The organism is Microbacterium sp. A84 (assembly GCF_051842815.1).
Classification (GTDB): Bacteria; Actinomycetota; Actinomycetes; order Actinomycetales; family Microbacteriaceae; genus Microbacterium.
Window position 1 is genome coordinate 183,298 of record NZ_JBPXMS010000003.1, and the last position, 21,293, is coordinate 204,590.

Genomic DNA, 21,293 nt, shown 5'->3' on the forward strand with positions numbered 1-21,293 from the left:
TACAAAATAATACCCGGTCGTCACATTCAACGTCAAGGATTATACGCTCTCAGCTGGCCCCACCCGCCGCCTGGCACCGTCCGACGTCGCCGTGGTCGCGGTGTGAAAAGTCACGATGCGGGCCAGCGGCTCGTCGTAGCGCGCGACCAGAGTCCGCACGTGGGACGCAGCCGCCGGACCGAGCGCGTCGTACAGGCTTCGGAAAATCTTTAGAGCCCTCGGGCGCGGCCAACCAACCGGGAGCAACTCGGCCGGCAATTCCGGGTCTGAGAGCCGGAAGGCCAGCCAGTCGTTCGTGAGCTTCGTTCGCTCACGCAACGCGTCGTGCGGCTCGACGCCACCTTCCGCCCACGCGAGCCTGGGCTCGTACTCACTGATGAACGCGTCGTACTCGCCACTGAGCTCTTCGAGACGGAATGCGGAAGCGATCGAGCTGGTGTCACCAGCGCGAAGGCTCCATTCGGCGCGCATCACATGCCCCTGCACCACACCAAGTTCGTCGAGCAAATCGACGGCGTCTTCGCGCCGATCGTGTGGACTGATCCAAGCCCCGTCCTGAAGGTCTCCGAATGCCATGTTTCGCAATCCGTTGCGCAAGAGCCTGCGCACGTCGCGCTCCGCCTCTGGAATCGAGAACGAGACGAGCGTCCATCTGCCGTCCCAATCGTCGAAGTCGGCTCCGAACGTCAACGCACGCGCAAGGCGCACCCGCTGCCCCGCGACGATGTCGGGAGGGATGCCGTAGGAGGTCGTTCGCCCCTGTTTCCCTTGCACCAGAAGCCCCCGCTGCGTCAGACGTCGCATAGCCTGCCTCGCCGAATTCTCGTTCGCGCCGAACTCCGCCAGCAGATCTACGAGCGCGGATGATGGCAGCAACTCAGCCCTCGCAAACCAGTAGTCACCCAACAGCGTGATCAGCAGATGCTGCGGTCCGCCTGCGGAATGCGGGCGAGGCAGGCGACGAGTACGCGCGTGCGGTGAGGTGAGATCGGGATCCTCAGGTGTCATATCAGTAGTCCCTTCCGTCAACCCGGCTGGGTGCCACAACGGCAATGCGAAGCACGTCCAGGTCATCTCCCTCTGAGTACACACCACCGAAGAGCACCGACCCCGCGAGCGTGAGCCGCGTCGTCAACGGCGGCCACACCAGCCAGCCATCCACTTCGATGGGTTCCGCAGGCTCGACGCGAGCGAGAACCGTCTCCGCTCCGTGCGAATCCACGATCAGCTGCCCGGTCGCACCGAGCTCGATGCGAGGACGCGACAGGTCGACATCGAGAGCCCCGAAGTGCGCCATGAAGCGCAACTGCCCCCCGAAGCTCAGAACCCAACCGGCGGCATCTCGCTGCACGGCCTCTACGGGAAAGCGGAACACCCCCTGCCCGTCGGTGTCGACTCCGCCGTCAGCATGGATGAGACCATCACCGCCGTTCAGGATGTACTCGACGAAACTGCCGCGCACACCCCAGTACAGCCCATCGACCAGAGTCGCGGTGGGCGCATCGACGTCGTAGGCAGAGCGCGCATTCATAACATCGATGATGACGACCGGACGCGCCAAGGTCAAATGAAGAGCGGCCTTCACACGAGCAGTGCTCGGTTCGTCAGCCTGCGAACTTAACCGTTGGGACGCTTCGGACGCCGCCCATGGTCCCCCAGTGCCACGCCCCACCCGCAACTCGGCACCACAGGAGGACGCGTCAGCCCGCGCCCGACCCGTAACGTCGAAGACATGATCACAGCAGAAGGCCTCACGAAGAGGTTCGGAGACAAGACAGCCGTCCAGGACGTGTCCTTCACGGTCAAACCCGGCACCGTCACGGGCTTCCTCGGCCCGAACGGCGCTGGCAAATCCACCACGATGCGCATGGTCGTGGGCCTTGACCGCCCCACATCGGGACGAGCGACCGTCAACGGACAGGAATACCGCAAGCTGCGTGCGCCCCTCACCGAGGTCGGCGTACTACTCGACGCGAAAGCCGTCCACACGGGTCGCACCGCGCGAAACCATCTGCGCGCGATGGCCGCCACTCACGGCATTCCGCTGTCACGCGTCGACGAGGTCATCGATCTCGCCGGCATCGGCTCCGTCTCACGAAAGCGCGCCGGCAAGTTCTCGCTCGGCATGGGACAACGCCTCGGCATCGCCTCGGCACTGCTCGGAGACCCACACACGCTGATCCTCGACGAGCCGGTGAATGGGCTCGACCCTGAGGGCGTGCGCTGGGTGCGCCAGTTCGTCCGCCACGCGGCATCCGAGGGACGCACGGTGCTGCTGTCCAGCCACCTGATGAGCGAGATGGCGCAGACCGCCGATCACGTGATCGTCATGGGCCGCGGGCAGGTACTCGCGGATGCCCCACTCGAAGAGCTCGTTCGGGCGTGGACAAGGAACACCGTCCTGGTGCGGAGCCCTCGTACCTCCGACCTCGCCGCCGCGGTGGCCGGTCCCGACATCGAGATCGTCAGCACGAGCCCCGAGACGATCGAGATCGTCGGGCTGCCGGCATCCCGTATCGGAGACATCGCCGCAGACCGCGGCATCCCCATCCACGAGCTGACTCCGGCCACCGGGTCTCTCGAGGATGCCTATCTCGCACTCACCGGTGAATCGGTCGAGTACCGCTCGAAGGAGATCTCATGACCACCGTGGCTCCCGCCGCTCCGGCGCCGCTGCGCACGCAGAGTGCGTCGCCGTACCGCCTCACGTTCTTCCGGACTGTGCACAGCGAGTGGATCAAGCTGTCCACGCTGCGCTCGACCTGGTGGTCGATCGGCCTGGTCGCCGTGCTGACCATCGGCATCGCCGTCCTCGTCGCACTCGCCATGGACGTCCCGGGATTCGAGCCCATCCAGGCCGTGGTCTCGCCCATCCAGTTCACGATGCTGCTCGCCGGCATCCTCGGGGTCATCGCGGTGACCGGCGAGTACTCGACCGGGATGATCCGCTCCACGCTGGCTGCCGATCCGGTCCGTGGATCGGTCCTCGCCGCCAAGGCGATCGTCGTCGCGGTGTTCATGTTCGTCACCTCGCTCGTGATCTTCCTCGTCGCCGCGATCGCGGTCACGCCGATCTTCGCCGGCAGGGACATGCCGTTCGCCTGGGATGACCCGGCCAAATCGATGCTGCCGATCCTCGCCTCATCGATCTCGATGGCGGTCTTCGCCCTGATCGGCGTCGCGTTCGGCTTCCTCATCCGCTCCGGCGCCGGCGCGATCGCCGCGACCGTCGGACTCCTGTTCGTCCTCCCGATCGTGGGAAGCATCTTCGCAATGCCAGGAGAGGAGTGGCAGTGGATCGGTGACGTCATCGGACACCTGCCGATGGCCGCAGCGCAGAGCGCGATCCTGCCGCAGGATGACTGGGGTCTGCCCCTCGTCGAGGCCTACCTGACGCTGGCCGCATGGGTCACCGCGGGGATGCTGTCCGCCTGGGCGGTACTGCGCACCCGCGATGCGTGACGCGTAAAGTCGAGGCCGTGATGAATTCGCGCAGCCGCAGCACCGCCGTCCGTGAGGACGACGAGCTGCGGCTGCCGCGTCCGCCCGGCATCATCCGGCGCTTCTGGGCGCGGCATCCGATCGCAGCCGATGTCATCATCGCCGTCATCTGCCTCCTCCTCGGGATCGCGCCGGCAACTTTCTTCACCTCATACGAAACGACACCCGGCGGCGGGCTCAGGGTCATCGACCCTCCACCAGTGATCACCAATGTCATCCTCGTGGTCCTGGTCGTGATCGCCTGCGCTCTGCTGTTGCGCCGCAGGCAGTGGCCAGTGGTGACCTTCGCCGCCTCATACGCGGTAGCTGTCGCGTATCTGTTCCTGCTCGAGCCCGCAGGCGGCCCGCTTCTCGTCGTCACGAGTTACACGCTCGCGGTCTATCGCTCGACTCGTGCCGCATGGACGGGGCTGGGGATCGGCATCGGAACGCTGACGCTCATCTCATTCATCCTCGAGCGCGCCGGAGCCATCACGCTCCAGGATTCGCTGAACGGTGTCCTCGGCCAACTCACGCTCGCGCTGATTGGAACACTGATCGGCATCAACGTCGGCGGCCGCAAGCGCTATATCGAAGCTGTCATCGATCGCTCGCGCCAGTTGCTCATCGAGCGCGATCAGCAGGCGCTGCTGGCTGCGGCGAGCGAACGGGCCCGCATCGCACGCGAGATGCACGACATCGTCTCGCATTCGCTCACCGTGATCGTCGCCCTCTCTGAGGGCGCCGCGGCGACCGCCGATCAGGACAGGGCTCGGGATGCTTCGACTGCGGCCGCGGCGACCGCCCGCGGCGCCCTCACTGAGATGCGGTCGATGCTCGGAGTCCTCCGCGATGCAGACTCTGACCTCCCGCTGGCTCCGTCCGCGCCGGTGCAGCCGCACGTCACCGTCCAGACCGCACAGAATGCCGGCTATCCGGTCACGCTCACGACCACCGGAGAGGCGAACGTGACGCCGGCGGTGAGCTTCGCGATCGGCAGGATCGTGCAGGAGGGGCTCACCAACGCCATGCGGCATGCCCCGCACGCGTCAAAGATCGAGGTGCGCATCGACTACTCAGCGGATCCGATCGTGGTCGAGATCTATAACGATGGGGCCTCGGACCCCATCGGCACGACCGGGTTCGGGCTGCGCGGGCTGAGCGAGCGCGCAGCCCATGTGAATGGCACGGTGCATTCAGTGCCTGCAGGCGAAAATCGATGGATGCTTCGGGCGGAGCTGCCTGCGGCATCCGACTCTCCCCCTTCCCCTGCAATCGAGGATGCCCCATGATCGACCCCATTCGTATACTCCTCGTCGATGATCAGGAGCTCATCCGGGTCGGCTTCCGCCTGGTGCTCGAAGCGGAATCCGACATGGTCGTGGTCGGTGAGGCGAGCGACGGCGAAGAGGCGATCCGGCGGGCGACGGAGTTCACCCCGGATGTCGTGCTGATGGACATCCGGATGCCTGGACTCGACGGGATCGCTGCGACCGAGGCAATCGTGCAGTCGCTGCCGGATACCCGGGTGCTGGTGCTGACCACATTCGACCTCGACGAGTACGCGTTCGGTGCGATCCGTGCGGGCGCGAGCGGATTCCTCCTCAAGGACGCGCAGCGGCATGAGCTGACCTCAGCAGTGCGGGCCGTGCATCGCGGCGACGCGGCGCTCGCGCCGCGTGTCACCCGCCGACTACTCGAGCACCTCGGGCCTCATCTGGCTCCGGCGAGCGACGAGCCCGATCCCACCGCGTCACTCACCGATCGCGAGCGCGATGTGTTCGTCGCGATCGCTCGCGGCCACACAAATGCAGAGATCGCGCACAGCCTTTTCCTGAGCGAGTCGACTGTCAAGACGCACGTCGGGCGCGTGCTGATGAAGCTCGAGGCCAGGGACCGCGTGCACGCCGTGATCCTCGCGCATCGGCATGGGATGGTGTGAGGGCCGCGACGAGCAGTTGGACCGGCTATCGGCCACAACCGTGCCGCGGAAAGGACCGCGAAGGCAACTCCTTCGCGGTCCTTCATCCACTTATTGCGCGGGCTGCCAGTTGTATTCGGGCTCTGGCCCTACCGGCAGCATCACCGGGTTCAACGACGAGGAATTGACATTCGTGATCTTCGGTCCGATGTAGTTCACGAAATACCCGGTGAGGATCGGGATCGAGAACGCGGCCTCCTGCCAGCGTTCGCTCATCTCCTGGTAGGTCTGCTCGAGCTCATCCCCGCCGACGGAGAGGCTTGCGGTGTATAGGGTCTCCATCTCCTCGTCCATCACTCCAAACGGGTTGTTCATCGACCCTGCGCTCCGGAACGGACGATAAGCGTCGCCGACGTTGCCGTTGGAGGCCCAGATACTCGCCTCGTAGTCGCCGGATTCGACCTTCTCGGCGAAGGACGGGATGCTGACGGCGTCCACGACGAGTTTCACATCGATATCGATCGCTTCGAGCGCACTCGCAACGGCCTGGGCGATCTGGGACTGGTTGTCCTGCAGACTGCTGTCTACCAGCGACATCGCGAAGCCGTCCTCGTAACCCGCCTCTGCCATCAGCTCCTCCGCCCGTTCGAGGTCGAAGCCCCATCCGATCTCGGCGTTGTATCCCTTGAGACCTTCAACGACGAGCTGAGTGCTCGGCGACATGTACTCACCCCCGAGCGCCGCCACGATCGATTCGCGATCGATCGCGAGGCCGATGGCCTCACGTACGCGCTGATCGGCAAGTGCCGGGTTCACCTCTCCATTGACGTCGTGCAGACGCAGCTCCCAGTTGTAGAACGGTGCGGCCTCCACGGTGAGTCCTGCAGCCTCGGCTGCTTCAGCGAAAAGCGGTGACCCGAGCCCGAAATCGATCTGCCCGGTCGAAGCCGCGTTCAGCACGGCGTTCGGATCGGCGATGATCTCGACCACCACCTTGTCCCACATCTGAGCGTCGGGGTTCCAATAGTTCGGATTGTGCACGTAGACGTACTCAGAGTCGGGCACCGAGGCTTCAGCATCGTAGACGTACTGTCCGGCTCCGTCCATGATCTGGAGCAACGAGCTCGGGTCCGCGAGTGCATCCGGCCCGATGATGTTTCCGAACATCACCGTCTGCGTCAACGAGAATGCGGCATCCGCCCAGGGTGCGTCGTAGTTGATGCGCACCGTGCTCTCGTCGACCGCTTCCACGCTCGAGACCGGACCGACACGCGGGAGCTGACCGCCGCCAGCGCCCAGGAAGTAGTCCAACGACGCCTTGACCGCATCGGCGTCGACCGGCTCACCGCTGGCGAACTCAACGCCATCGCGCAGGGTGAACTCGAACTGACGATAGTCGTCGTCGACATATCCCCAATCAGTGGCGAGCGAGGGTTGCAGGCTGCCATCGGGCGCCTGATAGATGACGGGGTCGTAGGCGAGCACGGTGAACACCGAGCCGCTGGCCGTTCCCTGGAGCGCTGGATCCAGGGAGATCGGAGCCCCGCGAAACTGCAGGATGAGCTCTTCACCGCGCTCGGAGACGGGGCCATCGGTATTCGCGGTGACGTCGGCGCTGGTGTCAGCACCGCATGCGGTGAGACCTGCGACCAAGGTGATGGATGCGGCGAGGGCTCCCCACCGCGATGCGTGGCGACGACGCTGTGCCAGCTTTCTCATACTGTGTCTACTTTCGTGTGATCGTGAACGGGACGCCGCGCGGGCTGAGCGGTGTCATTGATTTCGCCCATATAGAGACGGACTTCGCGGATGAGACGCTCGGGGATCTCCCGGGTCATGTAGTGTCCTTCGCTTTCGAAGAAGACTGCTTTGGAGTCTCTGACGTTCATGACGCCGCGGAGAGATGATTCGGGTGAGACGATGCCGTCACGCATGCCAGCGAGCATCAGCGTGGGCACGGTGATGGTGCGCAGGACAGCCGCGAGCTCGTCGTTCGTCTTCGCCTCGGGAAAAGGCATCCCCTGATTGATCTGCGATTCATCGTCGTCGCGCCTCATCGCACCGGCGATCGCTCCATCGATCAGCAGATCCCGGTCACGACGCCGCTCGGTCTCATCGTCATGAAGCCAACCACCGAGCTTCTCGAACTGCACACGCATGGCGTCGACGTCGCCCTCCATACGTGCACGGATCGATTCCCGACGGCCCTCGGATGAGTCCGTCACACCGAAGCGGTCATGCGGCGTGCCGACGACCGAGACGAAGGCCTTCAGGCGCTCGGGATGCCGGACGGCGATATACCAGCCAATACCCGCCGAGTGCGATGCGCCGGTGTAGACGAACCGGTCAATGCCCTTCGCGTCGGCGAAGGCGACGACGTCGTCTGCCCACTGCGCCAGCCACCCTTCGTCGGGCACGCTCGCGGTGCGCGATGATCGGCCGAAACCGCGCGCCTGGATCGTGTACACCTTGTACTCGGTGGGCGCCTCTGACAGGCGTTCGGGATATCCGTCGAGTCCCGAGTACCCCATCGCACTGGAGAGGAAAACCTCGGATGCATCGTCGGGGCCGTATTCGTCGAACCAGAGTTCGACGTCGGTGAGCTTCTGAATGGGCATAAAACCTCCTCGTGGGCTGGCGCCCGGGTCATCGGATGTGGCTGACGATCGCGTCGGTGCGGGCTGTCAGGCCGTCCTTCTCACGCGCAGCGGTGCGTTGCGCTTGTGCGACGGGATCGGGGATGGGCGCAGCGTCGAGAAGTCGACGGGTGTAGTCCTGGCGCGGGTCTCGATAGATCTCCTCTGCAGTGCCCTGCTCGACAACGTGGCCCTTCCTCAGCACGATGATGCGGTCTGAGAGGTAGTGGACGATCGACAGATCATGCGAGATGAAGAGGTAGCTCGCCCCTGTTTCGTGCTGGAGCTCAGCCATGAGATTGATCACCTCTGCCTGGATCGAGAGGTCAAGGGCGCTGACCGGCTCGTCGCAGACGACGAGCTTCGGCGCGAGGATCAGGGCGCGTGCAATTGCGATGCGCTGCTTCTGTCCTCCAGAGAACTGTGCGGGAAAGCGCTGTGCCGCGTCCTCCGAAAGCCCCACTCGGCGCAGCATCTCGAACACGCGTTCACGAACGACCGCCTTCGGACCCGGCTCATGGATCTGCACGGGCTCCGCGATGGAGTACCCGATCGGTTTCGTGGGATCGAGCGAACTGTGCGGGTCCTGGAAGATGACCTGCACATCCTTCGCGAGTGCGCGCCGTTGCGCTCTGGTCAGCGTGCTGAGGTCAGTGCCGCGGTATCGAATGACCCCCTCGGTCAGGGGAGCGAGTCCGAGGATCGCCTTGCCGATGGTCGACTTCCCCGAGCCCGATTCTCCGACGAGCCCCAACGTCTCTCCGGCGGCAATACCGAAGGAGATGTTCTCGACTGCGCGCGTGATGTGGCGCCCTCGGCGATACTCGACGGCCAGGTTCTCGACTTCGAGGACGGGCTGGCTCTCGCCGCTCATGTCGCCACCTCCAGTGATTCTTCGTGTGCGACCCGAGCCACATCGATCCGGATGCATCTCGCCGAGTGGTCTTCCTGCCCGTCGACCATGGGGATCCGCCCATCGAGACAGGCATCAGTGGCCAGTGCGCAGCGGGGCGCGAAATGGCATCCGCTCGGCCATCGCCCAGCAGGTGGAACCACCCCGCCGATGGTGGGCAACGGAACACCCTTGGGAGCATCGTGCGGGTTGGAGCGCTGCAACGACTGGCTGTAGGGATGCAACGGCGATTCGAAGACGCGCTCTACGGTGGCCTGTTCGACCACTTGTCCTGCGTACATCACCACCGCGCGATCGCAGATGTCGGCGACCACGCCCCAATCATGCGTGACGAAGAGGATGGCCATGCCGAGCCTGTCCCGCAGCGCGCGCAACAGATCGAGGATCTCTGCTTGAACGGTGACGTCGAGCGCCGTCGTCGGCTCGTCGGCGACGAGCAGCTGTGGGCGACCGGCCAGTGCGATCGCGATCGCGATGCGCTGCGCCATGCCGCCCGAAACCTGATGCGGATAGAGCCCCGCCACCTCGCGGGGATTCGGCAGCCGGACCGCCTCGAGCAGTTCAAGGGCTCGGCGGTGCGCCGCACGCCAGCTGACCTTATGCTGCGCCCGGACGACCTCGGCGATCTGAAACCCGATGCGGAAGGTCGGATCGAGTGCGACCATCGGCTCCTGGGATATCATCGCCATCTTGGTGCCGCGAAGCGACCGGTACTGCTTGCGCGAGTAGCCCGAGATGTCGACCCCGTCGAACAAGATTTCTCCGGAGACGATGCGGCCGCCCTCGGCGAGGAGGCCGAGCACGGCCATCGCGGTCACGGTCTTTCCGGAGCCTGATTCTCCGACGAGCCCGACCGTCTCGCCCCGCCGAATGTCGAAGCCGACACGGTCGAGCACCACAGTCTCGTTCTCGTCCGTGCCGAATGCCACCGTGAGCTCCCGCACCGAGAGGAGCGCAGTCTGATCGACCGGCCGGACGACCTCGTCGGACACAGCCCTCATCGTTGTTGTCGCCTCGACCGTCGGCTCGGACTTCTTCGCGCCGCGCACCGGACGCTCGATCCTCTCGGCATTGGCGTCGCGAACCGCATCGCCAAGGAGTCCGAAGGCGAGGGTTGTGAGCACGATGATCCCCGACGTCGGAACGATCATCCAGCTGAAGTACTGCAGCATCGACGATGCTTCGCCGACCATGCCGCCCCAGGTGGGCGCCGGTGGCTGCGGCCCGAAACCGAGGAACGCAAGACCCGTCTGCACACCCAGCGCGATCGCCCCGAGCATGGCGGCCTGCACGATGATGACGCCGAAAGTGCGCGGCAGCACGTGACGGAGGAGGATCTGCGGATTCGTGAGACCTGTTGTACGCGCCGAATCTATGTACAACTCTTCTCTGACACCGAGCACGACGCTGCGGATCACGCGTGCGGCACCCGCCGAGACGAGCACGCCGTAGACCACCATGGCCGCGACCATGCTGTTCTGGAAGATGGCGAGCACGGCCAGGGTCACGATGATTCCGGGGATCGCCAGGCTGATGTCGATGCTTCGCATCACCAGCCAGTCGAACCATCCGCCGAAGTAGCCGGCAGCGATGCCGATCGGCACGGCGAGGACGAGGGCGACGATGAGAGCCTGTGCCACACCAAGAAGAGACTCCTGGCCGCCGTAGAGAAGCCGGCTGTAGATGTCGCGACCGAGCGCATCGGTGCCGAGCCAGTACTCAGCCGACGGCGTGAGCCGCACCGAGGCGAGGTCCTGCCGCAGCGGATCATGGGTCGCGAGCACCGGGGCCATCAGAGACGCCGCGATGACCAGGAACAGGTACGTCATGGATATCGCGCCGACGGGTTTGCGCATCACATCCACGAACAGACTGCGGCGTTCACTCACCACGACACGAGGCGAACCTTGGCGAGCGGCCATCAGGCGGTCCTTACCTTCGGGTTGAGCACGCCGTAGAGAAGATCTACGACGAAGCTGATGACGACGGCGATCAGAGTGAAGAGCACGCCGATGCCGAGCAGGACCGGGAGATCATGATTGAGGGTCACCTGCGTCGCGAGGGATCCGAGGCCGGGAAGGACGAAGACGTTCTCGATGAAGACGGTTCCGGTCAATGCGGAGATGGCGCCCAGACCGAGAATCGTGACCGAGGGGATCGCCGCGTTCTTCAGCACGTGCCGGAACAAGATCGACGTTTCGCCAACGCCGTTCGCGCGCAGGAAGCGCACATAGTCCTTGTTGAGCGCTTCCTTCGCCGAGTCGCGCATCTGCTTGGCGACGAGGGTGGTCCCGCCCAGGCTGAGGGCGACGACGGGAAGCACGAGCGCCCAGATCCACGGCCCGAAGCCCTGCTCGATAGGCGCGTATCCGGTGGCGGGGAACACACGCACAGTGACGGCGAAGAGCGAGACGAGCAGGATCGCAATGGCGAAGCTCGGCACAGCGAGCCCGAACAGCGAAACGGCGTCGAGAATGCGCCCCACCACGCCTCCCCGAAGCGCGCTCATCAGCCCCAGCGAGATCCCGATGACCGCGATCACGATCGTCGACAGCAGTGCCAGCGAAGCGGTCACGGGGAACCGCCCGGCGAGGATGCTGACAACGGACTCGCCGCTGTAGATCGAGGCCCCAAGGTCGCCCCGCACCGCACTCACCGCCCAGTTGAAGTACTGCTGATACCACGGCAGATTCAGGCCCAACTGCTCGCGCAGGGCCGCCAACGACTCGGGTGTTGCCATTTCTCCGAGGATCGCTCGCGCTTGATCCCCGGGGACAAGCGATGCGAGCAGGAACATGATCACTGAGACGACGATGATCATCGGAATCACAAGCGCGACTCTTCGAAGCAGCATCGAGATCACGGATCAGCCTCCTTGCCGATTGTCCTCACACGCACACCAAGCGCGTGTATCAAGTAACTAGATACTATTCGTGACATCGAGTCAAGACAACACCGGGATCTGCGGAAGATCTCTCGGCGAGAGATCAGGTGAAGAGCGTGCGCTCAGCGCCGCGCAACGGTTGAGATCGGGCTCCCCAGACCGTCCGCAGCCGAACGCAGAAGTCGCATGAATGCGGCACGCTCATCCACCGACATCTGTTCGCACATCTGCGCCTCCAAGTCATTGGCATGCTTCTCGCAGGCATCGACGATACGACGCCCCTCCGGACTGAGCTCGATGAGAAGAACACGTCCATGGTCTTCCGACTGACGGCGGGTGACGAGGCCGCTCTCCGACAGACTCTTCACGATCTGATTGCCCGCCTGCGCCGTGACAGCCGTCCAGCGCGAGATCTCCGCACTCGACAGACCAGGCATGCGTTTCAGCACGAACAGCACGGTGTACTCCGCATCACTGATGCCGTACTGCCCGAATTGCTCACTCAGTTGCGCCTGATACGTCCGCGCCACATGGCGCAGCACGTGCCGCAGCGTCGGATCGGGACTGACGGAAGGAGAAGCGAGAAGCCGGCGTGACATACATCGATCAAAGCACTGTTCGCTGACTGCGCCGCTTCAGACACCGCGTAGTTGTGCTGGCAGCCCACTCGGCATTAATATCAAGTAACTTGATTTAAGGAACCTCATGAGCACACGCATCGTTGCGGTCGGCGACATCGTTCTTCAGTACGACAACCCCGACTCCTATTTCACCGCCAGTGCGCCGGTCACCCAGAATGCGCATGTCGCCATCGGCCAGATCGAAGTGCCCCACACCACTGAGCAAGCGGTGACGGCGCTGACTGTTCCGGCACCACCCGCGAGGCCGGAAGATCTCGAAGCGATGGCGCGAGCCGGCTATGACATCGCGACAGTCGCAGGCAACCACGCATTCGACCTCGGCGAGCGCGGCGTCATCGATACCCTCACCGCTGCACAGTCGTATGGCATGGTCACCACGGGAACGGGCGTGAACATTGCAGCCGCCATGGAACCCGCGATCGTCGAGCGTAATGGCATCCGCGTCGGCGTCCTGAGCTTCAACTGCGTCGGACCCCGCGAGTCGTGGGCCACCAGCAGAAAGGCCGGGGCGGCGTTCGTCAAAGTACTCACCCACTACGACCTCGACGATCTCAACCCCGGCAACCCGCCGCAGATCTACACTTTCGCCGACCGTGCATCACTGCGCCGGATGACGGATGCTGTCGCTGCCCTCGCCGCAGAGGTGGACGTTGTGGTCGTCGCCCTTCATAAGGGGTATGGCCACACGCCGGCGCGCATCGATGACTACGAATATGAGATCGCACACGCCGCTGTCGACGCGGGTGCAGACGCCGTCGTCGGCCACCACTCACACATCATGCGCGGTATTGAGATGTACCAGGGCAAACCGATCTTCCACGGCCTCGGCAACTTCGTTACTGTGACTGACGCGCTCACGCCGTCCGAGGACAACGACTCCGAAGAGTTGAAGGCGTGGGCCAAGCGCCGTATCGAACTGTACGGGTTCGCCCCGGACCCGAACATGCCTGGCTATCCGTTCCACCCGGAGAGCCGCAACACCGCGATCGCTGTGCTCGACGTCGATGGCGGCGAAATCCGTGCCGGTGTGATCCCGTGCTGGATCGATGACAGTTCCGCTCCAGTACCGCTCGGCGAGGGCGATCGCGATTCCGTGCTCGCCTACATCGAAGACATCTCACGGCGCGCTGGCCTCGACACCCAGTTCACGTGGGACGGTGACGTCGTACGGCTTTCCTGAGAACAAGGGATGCCGCCGCGACTATCCCGCGGGATCGGGCCGATCACGTCGCACTCTCCACCAGACCCACGCCGCAGCGAGAAGTGCTGCCACGCCTCCGATCGCCAAGGCGACGCGACCGGAGCTGAGGTCGATGATCCAGCCGAGCAGGAGCGCTCCGAACGGCACGACGCCGTAGTTGCCGATGTTCATCAACGACATCATCTGACCGATGTTCGACGGCGCCACCGCCAGCTGAGCGGTGGCATTGAGCACGCTGTTGTAGAAGCCGATGCCGAGCCCCAGCAGCGGCGCGGCGATCAGGAACCACATGAGCGAAGGCGCCGCGGCATTGATGAGTACGGTGACACCGAACCCCACCAGCGCCACGGCAACCATGATGGGTCGGAGCCGGACGATCGACGCGGCCACGAAACCGCCGATGATGGCGCCGACCGCGTTGAGCGCGTGCGCCAGCCCTGCCGCAGCCCCGCCCCCGTCGAAGTCGATGGTCACAACCGACGTCAACGTCACCATGAAGTTCAGCGCCAGCAGCGCAATGAAGACGTTCGTGACCAGGAGCGTCGCGATCGTGCGGTTGCGCAGGAAGAGCAGCATCGGCACCCGCTCGGCGGCTCCGCTGATACGCCGAGGATAGAAGCGTTCGACCCGGATGAGCGCGAGCATTCCGAACACGATCAGGAACGACACCGAGTTGACGACCATTCCGGGAACGGCGCCGAAGGCCTGGAAGAGGATGCCGGCAAGGCCAGGGCCGATCGAACGCGACACGGCAACCGTCACGGTGCTCAGCGCGACGCCCCTCGAGAAGGCGCGCGGTCCGACGAGCTCGAAGATGATGGTCTGCGCCGCGACGCGCTCGAATGCCTGTGCGCTTCCGAGCGCGGCGATGACCCCATACATCGCGGGAAGGGCCGGGTCCGGTGAAGCCACGATCATGGCAAGGACCGCCACGAGCGCGGCAGAGACCAGGGAAGTCGTCATCAGAACGGTGCGCGGACGGAACCGGTCGGCGATCCGCCCGGCGGGAATGCTGAGAAGCAGCATCGGCAGGAACTGCGAGATCGTGACGCCGCTAAGAGCCCGCGCGCTTCCGGTGATGTCGAGCACGACGAGTGACAGCGCAAGATTCTGAAACCAGGTTCCGGTCAGCGACAGCGTCTGACCGGCGAAGTACAGCGAGAAGTTCCGTTCGCGAAACGGTTCGAAGACTCCGCCGAGGCGCACGCGTCAGGCTCGCGCCGGCACGCGCTCGCGGAGAAACTCCTCGATGCGCTCCGGGATGCGGGCGTTGCCGCTCGAACGGGAGTCCGCGTTGTTCGCGCGGATTTCCAGGACCGGTATGCCCTCCGCCTCGAGCGCCTCGGAGATGAACCCCGCCCCCGGGGTGTCGTCCGCGACAAGGTGCACGACACCGTCGACGCCGTGTGCGAGGGCTTCTTTCACATACCACTCGGCTGACAAAGGCGGCACATAGAGCTGATCGGTGAATCCGACGAACCTCGCGGCAAGGGCGCGCACAGGATCATCGCCATATCGGGGATAGCCGTCCGCCGCGATCGCAAGATACATCGACCAGACGAATACGGCGCCGAACTCTTCATGAAACCGTCGATACATGTCCAGATCCGACCAGAGCCCGCGTCCGACCCACATCAGTCGACGCTTCTCGTCTGCGCAGACCGCAACCTGCTCCTCGATGCGACGCGCAACCTCGTCGTGCAGCGCGCGTGCGGCGTCGACAGCCCACTGGGTACCTCGATGCCACTGCGGCACCATAACGGCAGGCATCGTGTCATTCACCAGTACGGGAGTCGGCCGCGCTGTGGCGATCAGATCTCGCGTGCGTCGGTTCCACTCCACCTGCTGGTTTCCGAGGTCCATGATCTGCGCGAGACGATCACGGTCAAGCGTCCGCCCAGTGCGCTCGCTCAGCCAGGTGACGAGGTCTTCGATCTCCGCTTGCAGCAGATCGAGCCGGTCAGCTCCGAAAACCTCCTCCCAATCGTGGGATACCTTCTCCCACCAGTTCGACGGAACCGGATCCGCGCCGGTGCGCGAGAGCAAGAAGGCCTCGGTGCCTTCTCGCTGCCCCCACAGCTCGAAGATCTTCTGCGTGACATCGCCGCTTCGCTCCGCGATGACGAAGTCCGGATCGGGCAGGCCGCCCCATGCGCGCTGATCACCGGGGAGGTCCTGCGCCCCGAGAGGGATGGCGTCGTACTGCTGGCTGAAGTCCGGCAGGCCCAGCGCTGCGAGATGCTCCAGGCTCGCCGGGCCGAGCCGCTTGGCAGAGATGATCGACGCCCACCACTGATTGACGACATAGGGGATGCCCATTGCCCGCAGCACCTCGTGCGGAGCATCGGCGTTGACGAGCGCGATCGGCTGGCCATCCCTTGCTCTCTGAGCCGTCTCGGCGAACCATTCCTTCTGGTAGCGAGTGGCCGCCGCCGCGGTCTCGAGTCTGTTCTCGCTCATCTGCGCACTCCTTCCATCGACGCAAGTGCGCTCACGGCATCCAGCGACGCCGAGATCGCTCCGTCCACCGCAATCTGCACGCGCGAGGCAAACGGCACGGACACGGCGTCAAGCGCGGCACGGAAGGAGGACAGCTCCCAGGCAGGAGCATCGTCCAAGTCCCGCACAAGTGCAATCACCGCAGTGCTTCGGGTCTCCACGACCCGCCGGCGCAGCGCCGTGACGCGTTCCGCCGTGGTGCCACGGGCCGCAGACGGCGGGCGCTCTGCGTGCAGCGACGCGAGACCGGCGAGGATGTCCGCCGCAGAATCTCCCGTCGGGCAGGCCGCAAACCAGCCTGCGTCTCCCGCATCATGGTCTTCGGCGACGATGGCGACTCCGGCGCGCTCAAGTTCTTGATACACGGTGGAGTCGGGATGCGCACTGCCCGTGACGAAGATGCGTTTCCCCTCGCCGACCGGCCCCTGTGCGTCGTCGATGGCGGCATCGTCGACGGCAGCAATAGCGACATCAGGAGCGGAACAGGCCGCGATGCGGTAGGCGTTCAATGCTGCGACACCGGTGCAGCGGCTCCCGGCTCGGCGCTCACGCATCCGCTCAAGTGCGACAGCCACGTTCTGCTCGACGCCACCGGCGCGGCGCAGATCCTCGATCCCGACGGTGCTGCCGGTCACCTGTCCGCAGAAGTCGACGAGTCGCGCGTACTGCGCGACAACGAACGCCCGCTTCGCCGCCCCCGGTCCACGCGGGGCGTCCAGCAGCTGCACGGGGAACGGAACCTCACCCCGTTCAGCGAGTACTCTCAGCACATAGAACATCCGAAGATTCGCCTGCGAGTCGTTGCAGATCACGAGCCCTACGAGATCATCGTGTTCTCCTGCGAGGATCGCATCGAGGATGCGACCCGCCACTGCATCCACGGCACCGAGCAACTCGGACGCGCGCGGCGACACAGCGCCCGACCACGAGCCGAACAGGCGTTGGGGAACCGCGCCGGCAGCGAGCACGATCTGCCTGGGCAGATCCGAGCCGACCACACCGATTAGCGGTCGGCTGTGCGCGCTCGTGCCCCCAAAGTGCGAAAGGCTGGGCGCGCTTCGCATCACAGCACCCCGGCCTGGCGCAGCTGCGCGATGCGCTCGGCGTCATAGCCGAGCTTTCCCAGGATCGCGTCGGTGTGCTCACCGAGGCCAGGAGCCGGCGCCGTCAGGTCGGTGCGACTCTCCGAGAAGAGCACCGGAATTCCCGATCCGAAGAGCCCGTCGAAGTGCCCGAACTTCGGGTGAACGAGTGGCACCACCTCACCGCGACTTGTCACCTGGGGATCGCGTACCGCTTCAGCGGTCGTACGCACCTCCGCGGCCGGAGCGCCGTTGCTCTCCAGCGCGGCCAGCGCCTCTGCGAGCGTACGCTCGGCGGCCCAGCCTGCGATCAGACCATGCAGTCGGTCGGCATTGGCCACGCGCGCGTCGCGGGTGCCGAATTCGTTCCCGGCGAGCAGATTCTCACGACCGATCGCGCGAAGCACTCCGGCAGCGAACTGATCTGTTGGCGCGCAGATGGCGAACCAACCGTCAGCCGCGCGGAAGTTGCCGAACGGCGCGAGGCGCGGCACATACGCCCCGGTGCGCAGCGGGAATCCAATCGACTCCAGCGCATCAAAGGGTTCGCAGGCGACCAGGGATGTCAGCGCGCCGAGCATCGAGACATCGACGTGCTGACCCTGTCCGGTGTGCTCGGCGTGCATGACAGCGGAGAGTGTTCCGATCACGCTGAACAGCGGTGCGACGAGGTCTCCGATCGGGAGTCCGAACCGCACAGGCGGGTCTCCGGGTTCGCCGGCGGTCATCATCACTCCGCTGAGCGCCTGGATGATCGTATCCATCGCCTTGCGATCACCGTGGTCACCGGTCGCTCCGAAGCCACTGATCGACGTGTAGACGAGTCGTGGGTTGAGCTCGCGGACCGAGCCGTAGTCGATCCCGAGCCGCTTGGTGACGCCGGAGCTGTAGTTCTCCACGACGACATCCGCATCGCGGATCAGGTCGAACAGCACATCACGGCTCTCGGGCTGCTTGAGATCGAGAGTGATCGACTCCTTGCCGCGACCGCGGAGCATCATCGACACGGACATATCGTCGGGCGACATCCGCTTCAGGCTCAGCCCGTCAGCTGTGACATACGGCGAGTTGTTGCGCGAGGAGTCGCCTCCGCGGGTGGGGTTCTCGACCTTGATCACACGAGCACCCAGCCCAGCGAGCAGGAGCGTGGCATAGGGCCCCGCAAGCGCCGTCGTGAGATCGATGACGGTCTTGCCTGCAAGTGGTGCTGTGCTCATAGCTGCTCCTCGTTGTGGGGAAATAGGACGGTCATGCGCGGGCATCAGTCCGCGACTTCGTTCTGTGATCTCTCTGACCGGGTGAGGAACGTGCGCAGCCGCTCGGACCGCGGGTCCGTGAAGAAGTCGTCTGCCGGGCGGTCCTCGACGACCCGCCCGTCCGCCATGAATACGCATCGATCGGCGACCTCGCGAGCAAACGCCACCTCGTGGGTGACGACGACCATCGTGTGCCCGGCCACCGCGAGCGACTTCATGGTCTGCAGCACTTCGCCGACCAGTTCCGGATCGAGTGCGCTCGTCGGCTCATCAAAGAGCAGAATCCGCGGTCGCACTGCGACGGCGCGCGCGATGGCGACCCGTTGCTGCTGGCCGCCGGACAGATGCCTCGGATACGCGTCCGCCTTGTCGGCGAGGCCGATGCGTTCGAGCAGCTCGAGCGCGCGCTGCCGGGCTTCGGCCGCGGAGACGCCGTGCACCCTCATCGGGGCTTCGGTGATGTTGCGCAGCACGGTCCAGTGCGGAAACAGGTTGAATTGCTGGAAAACCATGCTCATACGACGACGCTGCCGCCTGCGCCCCGCATCGGTGAGCGGCCGCAGGTGACCGTGAATCTCCTCGAAGCCGAGCAGTTCGCCTTCGAACGACATCGATCCGCCGTCGATCGACTCCAGCTGATCGATACAGCGGACGAGCGTCGACTTTCCCGAGCCGGATGGTCCGAGAATCGCGACGACCTCACCCTCGTACACGTCGAGGGTTGCCCCGGCGAGCGCCATCTGATCGCCGAAGCGCTTGCGCACGTTGGACACCCGCAGCAGCGGTGATCCGTCGGCCATTCTCGGCTGAACGATCAGTCCGGAGGATTCCATAGTCATAGCTGTCGCTCTTTCGCTCTGGCGGTGCGTTTGACGGCGACTCGCGAGGTGCCCCGTCCGAAGTGCTCCTCGACGCGACGCTGGATCACCGTGAGAACGGTGACGACGGCGAGGTACCAGATCACGGCGACGATGAGCATCGGGACCACCTCGTACGTGCGGTTGTAGATGACCTGGACCGCATGCAGCAGATCACCCATGGCGATCACGCTGACGAGTGATGTGCCCTTGAGGAGTGCGATCACCTGTGATCCAGTCGGCGGGATGATGACGCGCATCGCCTGCGGGAGGATGATGCGCGTGAATGTGTGCCAGCGGCTGAAGCCCATAGCGGATGCCGCATCCCGCTGTCCTTGATCCACCGACAGGATGCCGGCGCGGATGATCTCTGCCATGTAGGCGGCCTCGTGCAGCGAGAGCCCGATGATGGCGGCCGTGATCGGGGTGATCAGGTCATTCGTCGACCAGCTGAACAGTTCGGGACCGAATGGCACACCCACCGCGATGCGTGGCAGCAGATAGGCGAGGTTGTACCAGAAGATGAGTTGCACGAGCGGAGGGATGCCGCGGAAGAGGCCCACGAATCCCATGCACGCCATCCGGAGCGGCCAGAAGTCGCTGAGCTGGCCAGCGGCCAGGAAGGTGCCGAGGGCCGACCCCAGCACCATTCCGATCGCGGTGAGCATAAGGCTCATCCCGAGCCCGAGCAGCACGCTGCCGTTGAAGAGGTACTCGGCGACGACGGGCCACTCGAAGCGCTCGTTGCTGACAAGGAACCACAGCATTGCCAGCACAACGGAGGCAAGCAGAAGGCCGCCGATGATCCGCAGCGGTTGGATGCGAGGGCGAGCGCTCTCGACATCGATCACCGCCGCGGGCTCCACAGAATCGGTCGTCACGATTGCCTCCGTCATCGTCATTTGCTGGTCATCGGATTGAGTACGGGCTCATCGACAGCGACATCGGTGAGGTCCCACTCAGCCATGATCCGCTCGTACTCGCCGTTGTCGAAGATCGCCTCGAACGCCGCAAACAGAGGCTCGGCCATGTCATTCCCCTTGGGCACGAAGAAGGCGAGCTGATCGATGCCCGCGCCCTGATCCTCGGATTGCACGAGATACTCGTAGCGCTCCGGGTCAGTCGCCTGCAGATCGATCGCCGCCGTCTGAGTCGTACCCGCGTAGTCTGCTCGGTCGGAGTTGACCGCAAGGAAGGTCGAGTTGGTGTCGTCGAGGCCGATGAACTCCGGCAGCTCCAGCCCCTCCGCGACGCACCATTCGCCATAGCGCTCCAGCTGACTCTCGGTGACCGAGCCGCCCACGCCTGCCACGCGAGCACCGCAGAGCGCCTCGGGATCGGCCAACTCATCCTCGCGCTCGGCAAGGTAGACGTAGGAGGTGATGGTCGTCATCCAGACGACGGCGTCGAAGTCCGCTTCGCGCTCTGGGGTGGTTCGCAGCGGGCCGTTGAACCCGTCGTAGCGCCCCGAGAGCATTCCGGTCAGGATCGCTTCCATGCCCGAGACGGTCTCGATCTGAAACGGCACGCCGAACTGCTCGGACAGTGCGGCCTGGATATCGGGATCGATTCCGGTGATCTCCCCGCCCTCCTCGACCGTGCGGTATGGCGGGTGGGTGTCACCGGCGATCGTGATCACGCCGGCATCTTTGATCCCCTGCGGGAGCTGGTCGTAAAGGGGTGCATCGGTGTTGACTTCGCTGACGCCGTCGGATCCTCCGGCAGCATCACTGCCACCGGATCCCCCGGCGGCATCGTTGTCACCGGATCCTGCGGCACAGGAGGCAAGCGCGAGCACTGCGACTCCCGCGATCAGGGCCGCACCCAAGCGGTTGAGTTTCATGATGATCTCCACATCGTTGTGAACAGGCAGGGTGGTTCATGCGAGATGAAAAGTATCATGTCGAATGATATTCTTCAACC

20 protein-coding genes are annotated in these 21,293 nt (G+C 64.7%); 5 read left to right on the forward strand and 15 right to left on the reverse strand.

Translation table 11 applies throughout. The features are described 5' to 3' along the window. Positions 1-39: 39 nt before the first annotated feature. Together ACSU04_RS13435 and ACSU04_RS13440 are read right to left on the reverse strand one after the other, a co-directional pair. Entirely contained in the window at positions 40-1,008 is a 969-nt protein-coding gene (locus ACSU04_RS13435; RefSeq protein ID WP_439289917.1) for a PaaX family transcriptional regulator, read from the reverse strand. 1 nt (position 1,009) lies between these two features. Beyond that, entirely contained in the window at positions 1,010-1,531 is a 522-nt protein-coding gene (locus ACSU04_RS13440; RefSeq protein WP_439289918.1) for an HtaA domain-containing protein, read from the reverse strand. Between the two features lie 201 nt (positions 1,532-1,732). On the opposite strand from ACSU04_RS13440, the gene ACSU04_RS13445 reads away from it, so the two are divergent. From ACSU04_RS13445 to ACSU04_RS13460, 4 genes are read left to right on the forward strand one after another with little or no spacing between them, the layout of a single operon-like run. Further along, the gene (locus ACSU04_RS13445) at positions 1,733-2,644 is read left to right on the forward strand and encodes an ABC transporter ATP-binding protein (protein ID WP_439282898.1); all 912 of its coding nucleotides are present in this window, start codon (positions 1,733-1,735) and stop codon (positions 2,642-2,644) included. Then, positions 2,641-3,462, forward strand: a complete 822-nt coding sequence (locus tag ACSU04_RS13450; protein WP_439289919.1) for an ABC transporter permease — start codon at positions 2,641-2,643, stop codon at positions 3,460-3,462. Before ACSU04_RS13445 ends, ACSU04_RS13450 begins: the two co-directional genes overlap by 4 nt. Positions 3,463-3,482: 20 nt before the next feature. After that, positions 3,483-4,772 (forward strand): sensor histidine kinase, encoded by a 1,290-nt coding sequence (locus ACSU04_RS13455; RefSeq protein WP_439290112.1) that lies wholly within the window; start codon positions 3,483-3,485, stop codon positions 4,770-4,772. After that, complete coding sequence (locus ACSU04_RS13460; protein ID WP_439289920.1) at positions 4,769-5,422, forward strand: response regulator; 654 nt, start codon at positions 4,769-4,771, stop codon at positions 5,420-5,422. Before ACSU04_RS13455 ends, ACSU04_RS13460 begins: the two co-directional genes overlap by 4 nt. A gap of 90 nt (positions 5,423-5,512) precedes the next feature. Here ACSU04_RS13460 and ACSU04_RS13465 read toward each other — a convergent pair whose 3' ends face one another. The 6 genes from ACSU04_RS13465 to ACSU04_RS13490 all read right to left on the reverse strand — a co-directional run bounded on the left by ACSU04_RS13465 (position 5,513) and on the right by ACSU04_RS13490 (position 12,433). Then, complete coding sequence (locus ACSU04_RS13465; protein WP_439289921.1) at positions 5,513-7,120, reverse strand: ABC transporter substrate-binding protein; 1,608 nt, start codon at positions 7,118-7,120, stop codon at positions 5,513-5,515. After that, positions 7,117-8,019, reverse strand: coding sequence for an alpha/beta fold hydrolase (locus tag ACSU04_RS13470; RefSeq protein ID WP_439289922.1), 903 nt, complete (start codon positions 8,017-8,019; stop codon positions 7,117-7,119). The genes ACSU04_RS13465 and ACSU04_RS13470 overlap by 4 nt, the downstream gene beginning before the upstream one ends. Before the next feature lie 28 nt (positions 8,020-8,047). Next, entirely contained in the window at positions 8,048-8,911 is an 864-nt protein-coding gene (locus ACSU04_RS13475; protein ID WP_439289923.1) for an ATP-binding cassette domain-containing protein, read from the reverse strand. Then, entirely contained in the window at positions 8,908-10,872 is a 1,965-nt protein-coding gene (locus ACSU04_RS13480; RefSeq protein ID WP_439289924.1) for a dipeptide/oligopeptide/nickel ABC transporter permease/ATP-binding protein, read from the reverse strand. Before ACSU04_RS13480 ends, ACSU04_RS13475 begins: the two co-directional genes overlap by 4 nt. Continuing rightward, positions 10,872-11,804, reverse strand: coding sequence for an ABC transporter permease (locus tag ACSU04_RS13485; protein WP_439290113.1), 933 nt, complete (start codon positions 11,802-11,804; stop codon positions 10,872-10,874). Before ACSU04_RS13485 ends, ACSU04_RS13480 begins: the two co-directional genes overlap by 1 nt. A 152-nt stretch (positions 11,805-11,956) precedes the next feature. After that, complete coding sequence (locus ACSU04_RS13490) at positions 11,957-12,433, reverse strand: MarR family winged helix-turn-helix transcriptional regulator (protein ID WP_439289925.1); 477 nt, start codon at positions 12,431-12,433, stop codon at positions 11,957-11,959. Positions 12,434-12,539: 106 nt separating this feature from the next. Between ACSU04_RS13490 and ACSU04_RS13495 the strand changes: the two genes are divergently transcribed. Further along, on the forward strand, positions 12,540-13,655 hold the full coding sequence (locus ACSU04_RS13495) for a CapA family protein (protein ID WP_439289926.1): 1,116 nt from the start codon (positions 12,540-12,542) through the stop codon (positions 13,653-13,655). Positions 13,656-13,676: 21 nt separating this feature from the next. Here the strand turns inward: ACSU04_RS13495 and ACSU04_RS13500 are convergent, their stop codons facing one another. Genes ACSU04_RS13500 through ACSU04_RS13530 form a run of 7 tightly spaced genes read right to left on the reverse strand, consistent with a single transcriptional unit; the run spans position 13,677 to position 21,213 of the window. Further along, positions 13,677-14,882, reverse strand: coding sequence for an MFS transporter (locus tag ACSU04_RS13500; RefSeq protein ID WP_439289927.1), 1,206 nt, complete (start codon positions 14,880-14,882; stop codon positions 13,677-13,679). A 3-nt stretch (positions 14,883-14,885) separates the two neighbouring features. Then, complete coding sequence (locus tag ACSU04_RS13505) at positions 14,886-16,136, reverse strand: 2-hydroxyacyl-CoA dehydratase (protein WP_439289928.1); 1,251 nt, start codon at positions 16,134-16,136, stop codon at positions 14,886-14,888. Next, positions 16,133-17,239: a 2-hydroxyacyl-CoA dehydratase gene (locus ACSU04_RS13510; RefSeq protein WP_439289929.1), complete on the reverse strand. Its 1,107-nt coding sequence runs from the start codon at positions 17,237-17,239 to the stop codon at positions 16,133-16,135. The genes ACSU04_RS13505 and ACSU04_RS13510 overlap by 4 nt, the downstream gene beginning before the upstream one ends. Then, a complete protein-coding gene (locus ACSU04_RS13515; RefSeq protein ID WP_439289930.1) occupies positions 17,239-18,474 on the reverse strand; it encodes a CaiB/BaiF CoA transferase family protein in 1,236 nt (411 codons plus the stop codon). Before ACSU04_RS13515 ends, ACSU04_RS13510 begins: the two co-directional genes overlap by 1 nt. Before the next feature lie 44 nt (positions 18,475-18,518). Then, a complete protein-coding gene (locus ACSU04_RS13520) occupies positions 18,519-19,352 on the reverse strand; it encodes an amino acid ABC transporter ATP-binding protein (RefSeq protein WP_439289931.1) in 834 nt (277 codons plus the stop codon). Then, positions 19,349-20,251, reverse strand: a complete 903-nt coding sequence (locus tag ACSU04_RS13525; protein WP_439289932.1) for an amino acid ABC transporter permease — start codon at positions 20,249-20,251, stop codon at positions 19,349-19,351. Before ACSU04_RS13525 ends, ACSU04_RS13520 begins: the two co-directional genes overlap by 4 nt. Positions 20,252-20,268: 17 nt before the next feature. Then, on the reverse strand, positions 20,269-21,213 hold the full coding sequence (locus tag ACSU04_RS13530; RefSeq protein WP_439289933.1) for a transporter substrate-binding domain-containing protein: 945 nt from the start codon (positions 21,211-21,213) through the stop codon (positions 20,269-20,271). Positions 21,214-21,293 lie beyond the last annotated feature (80 nt).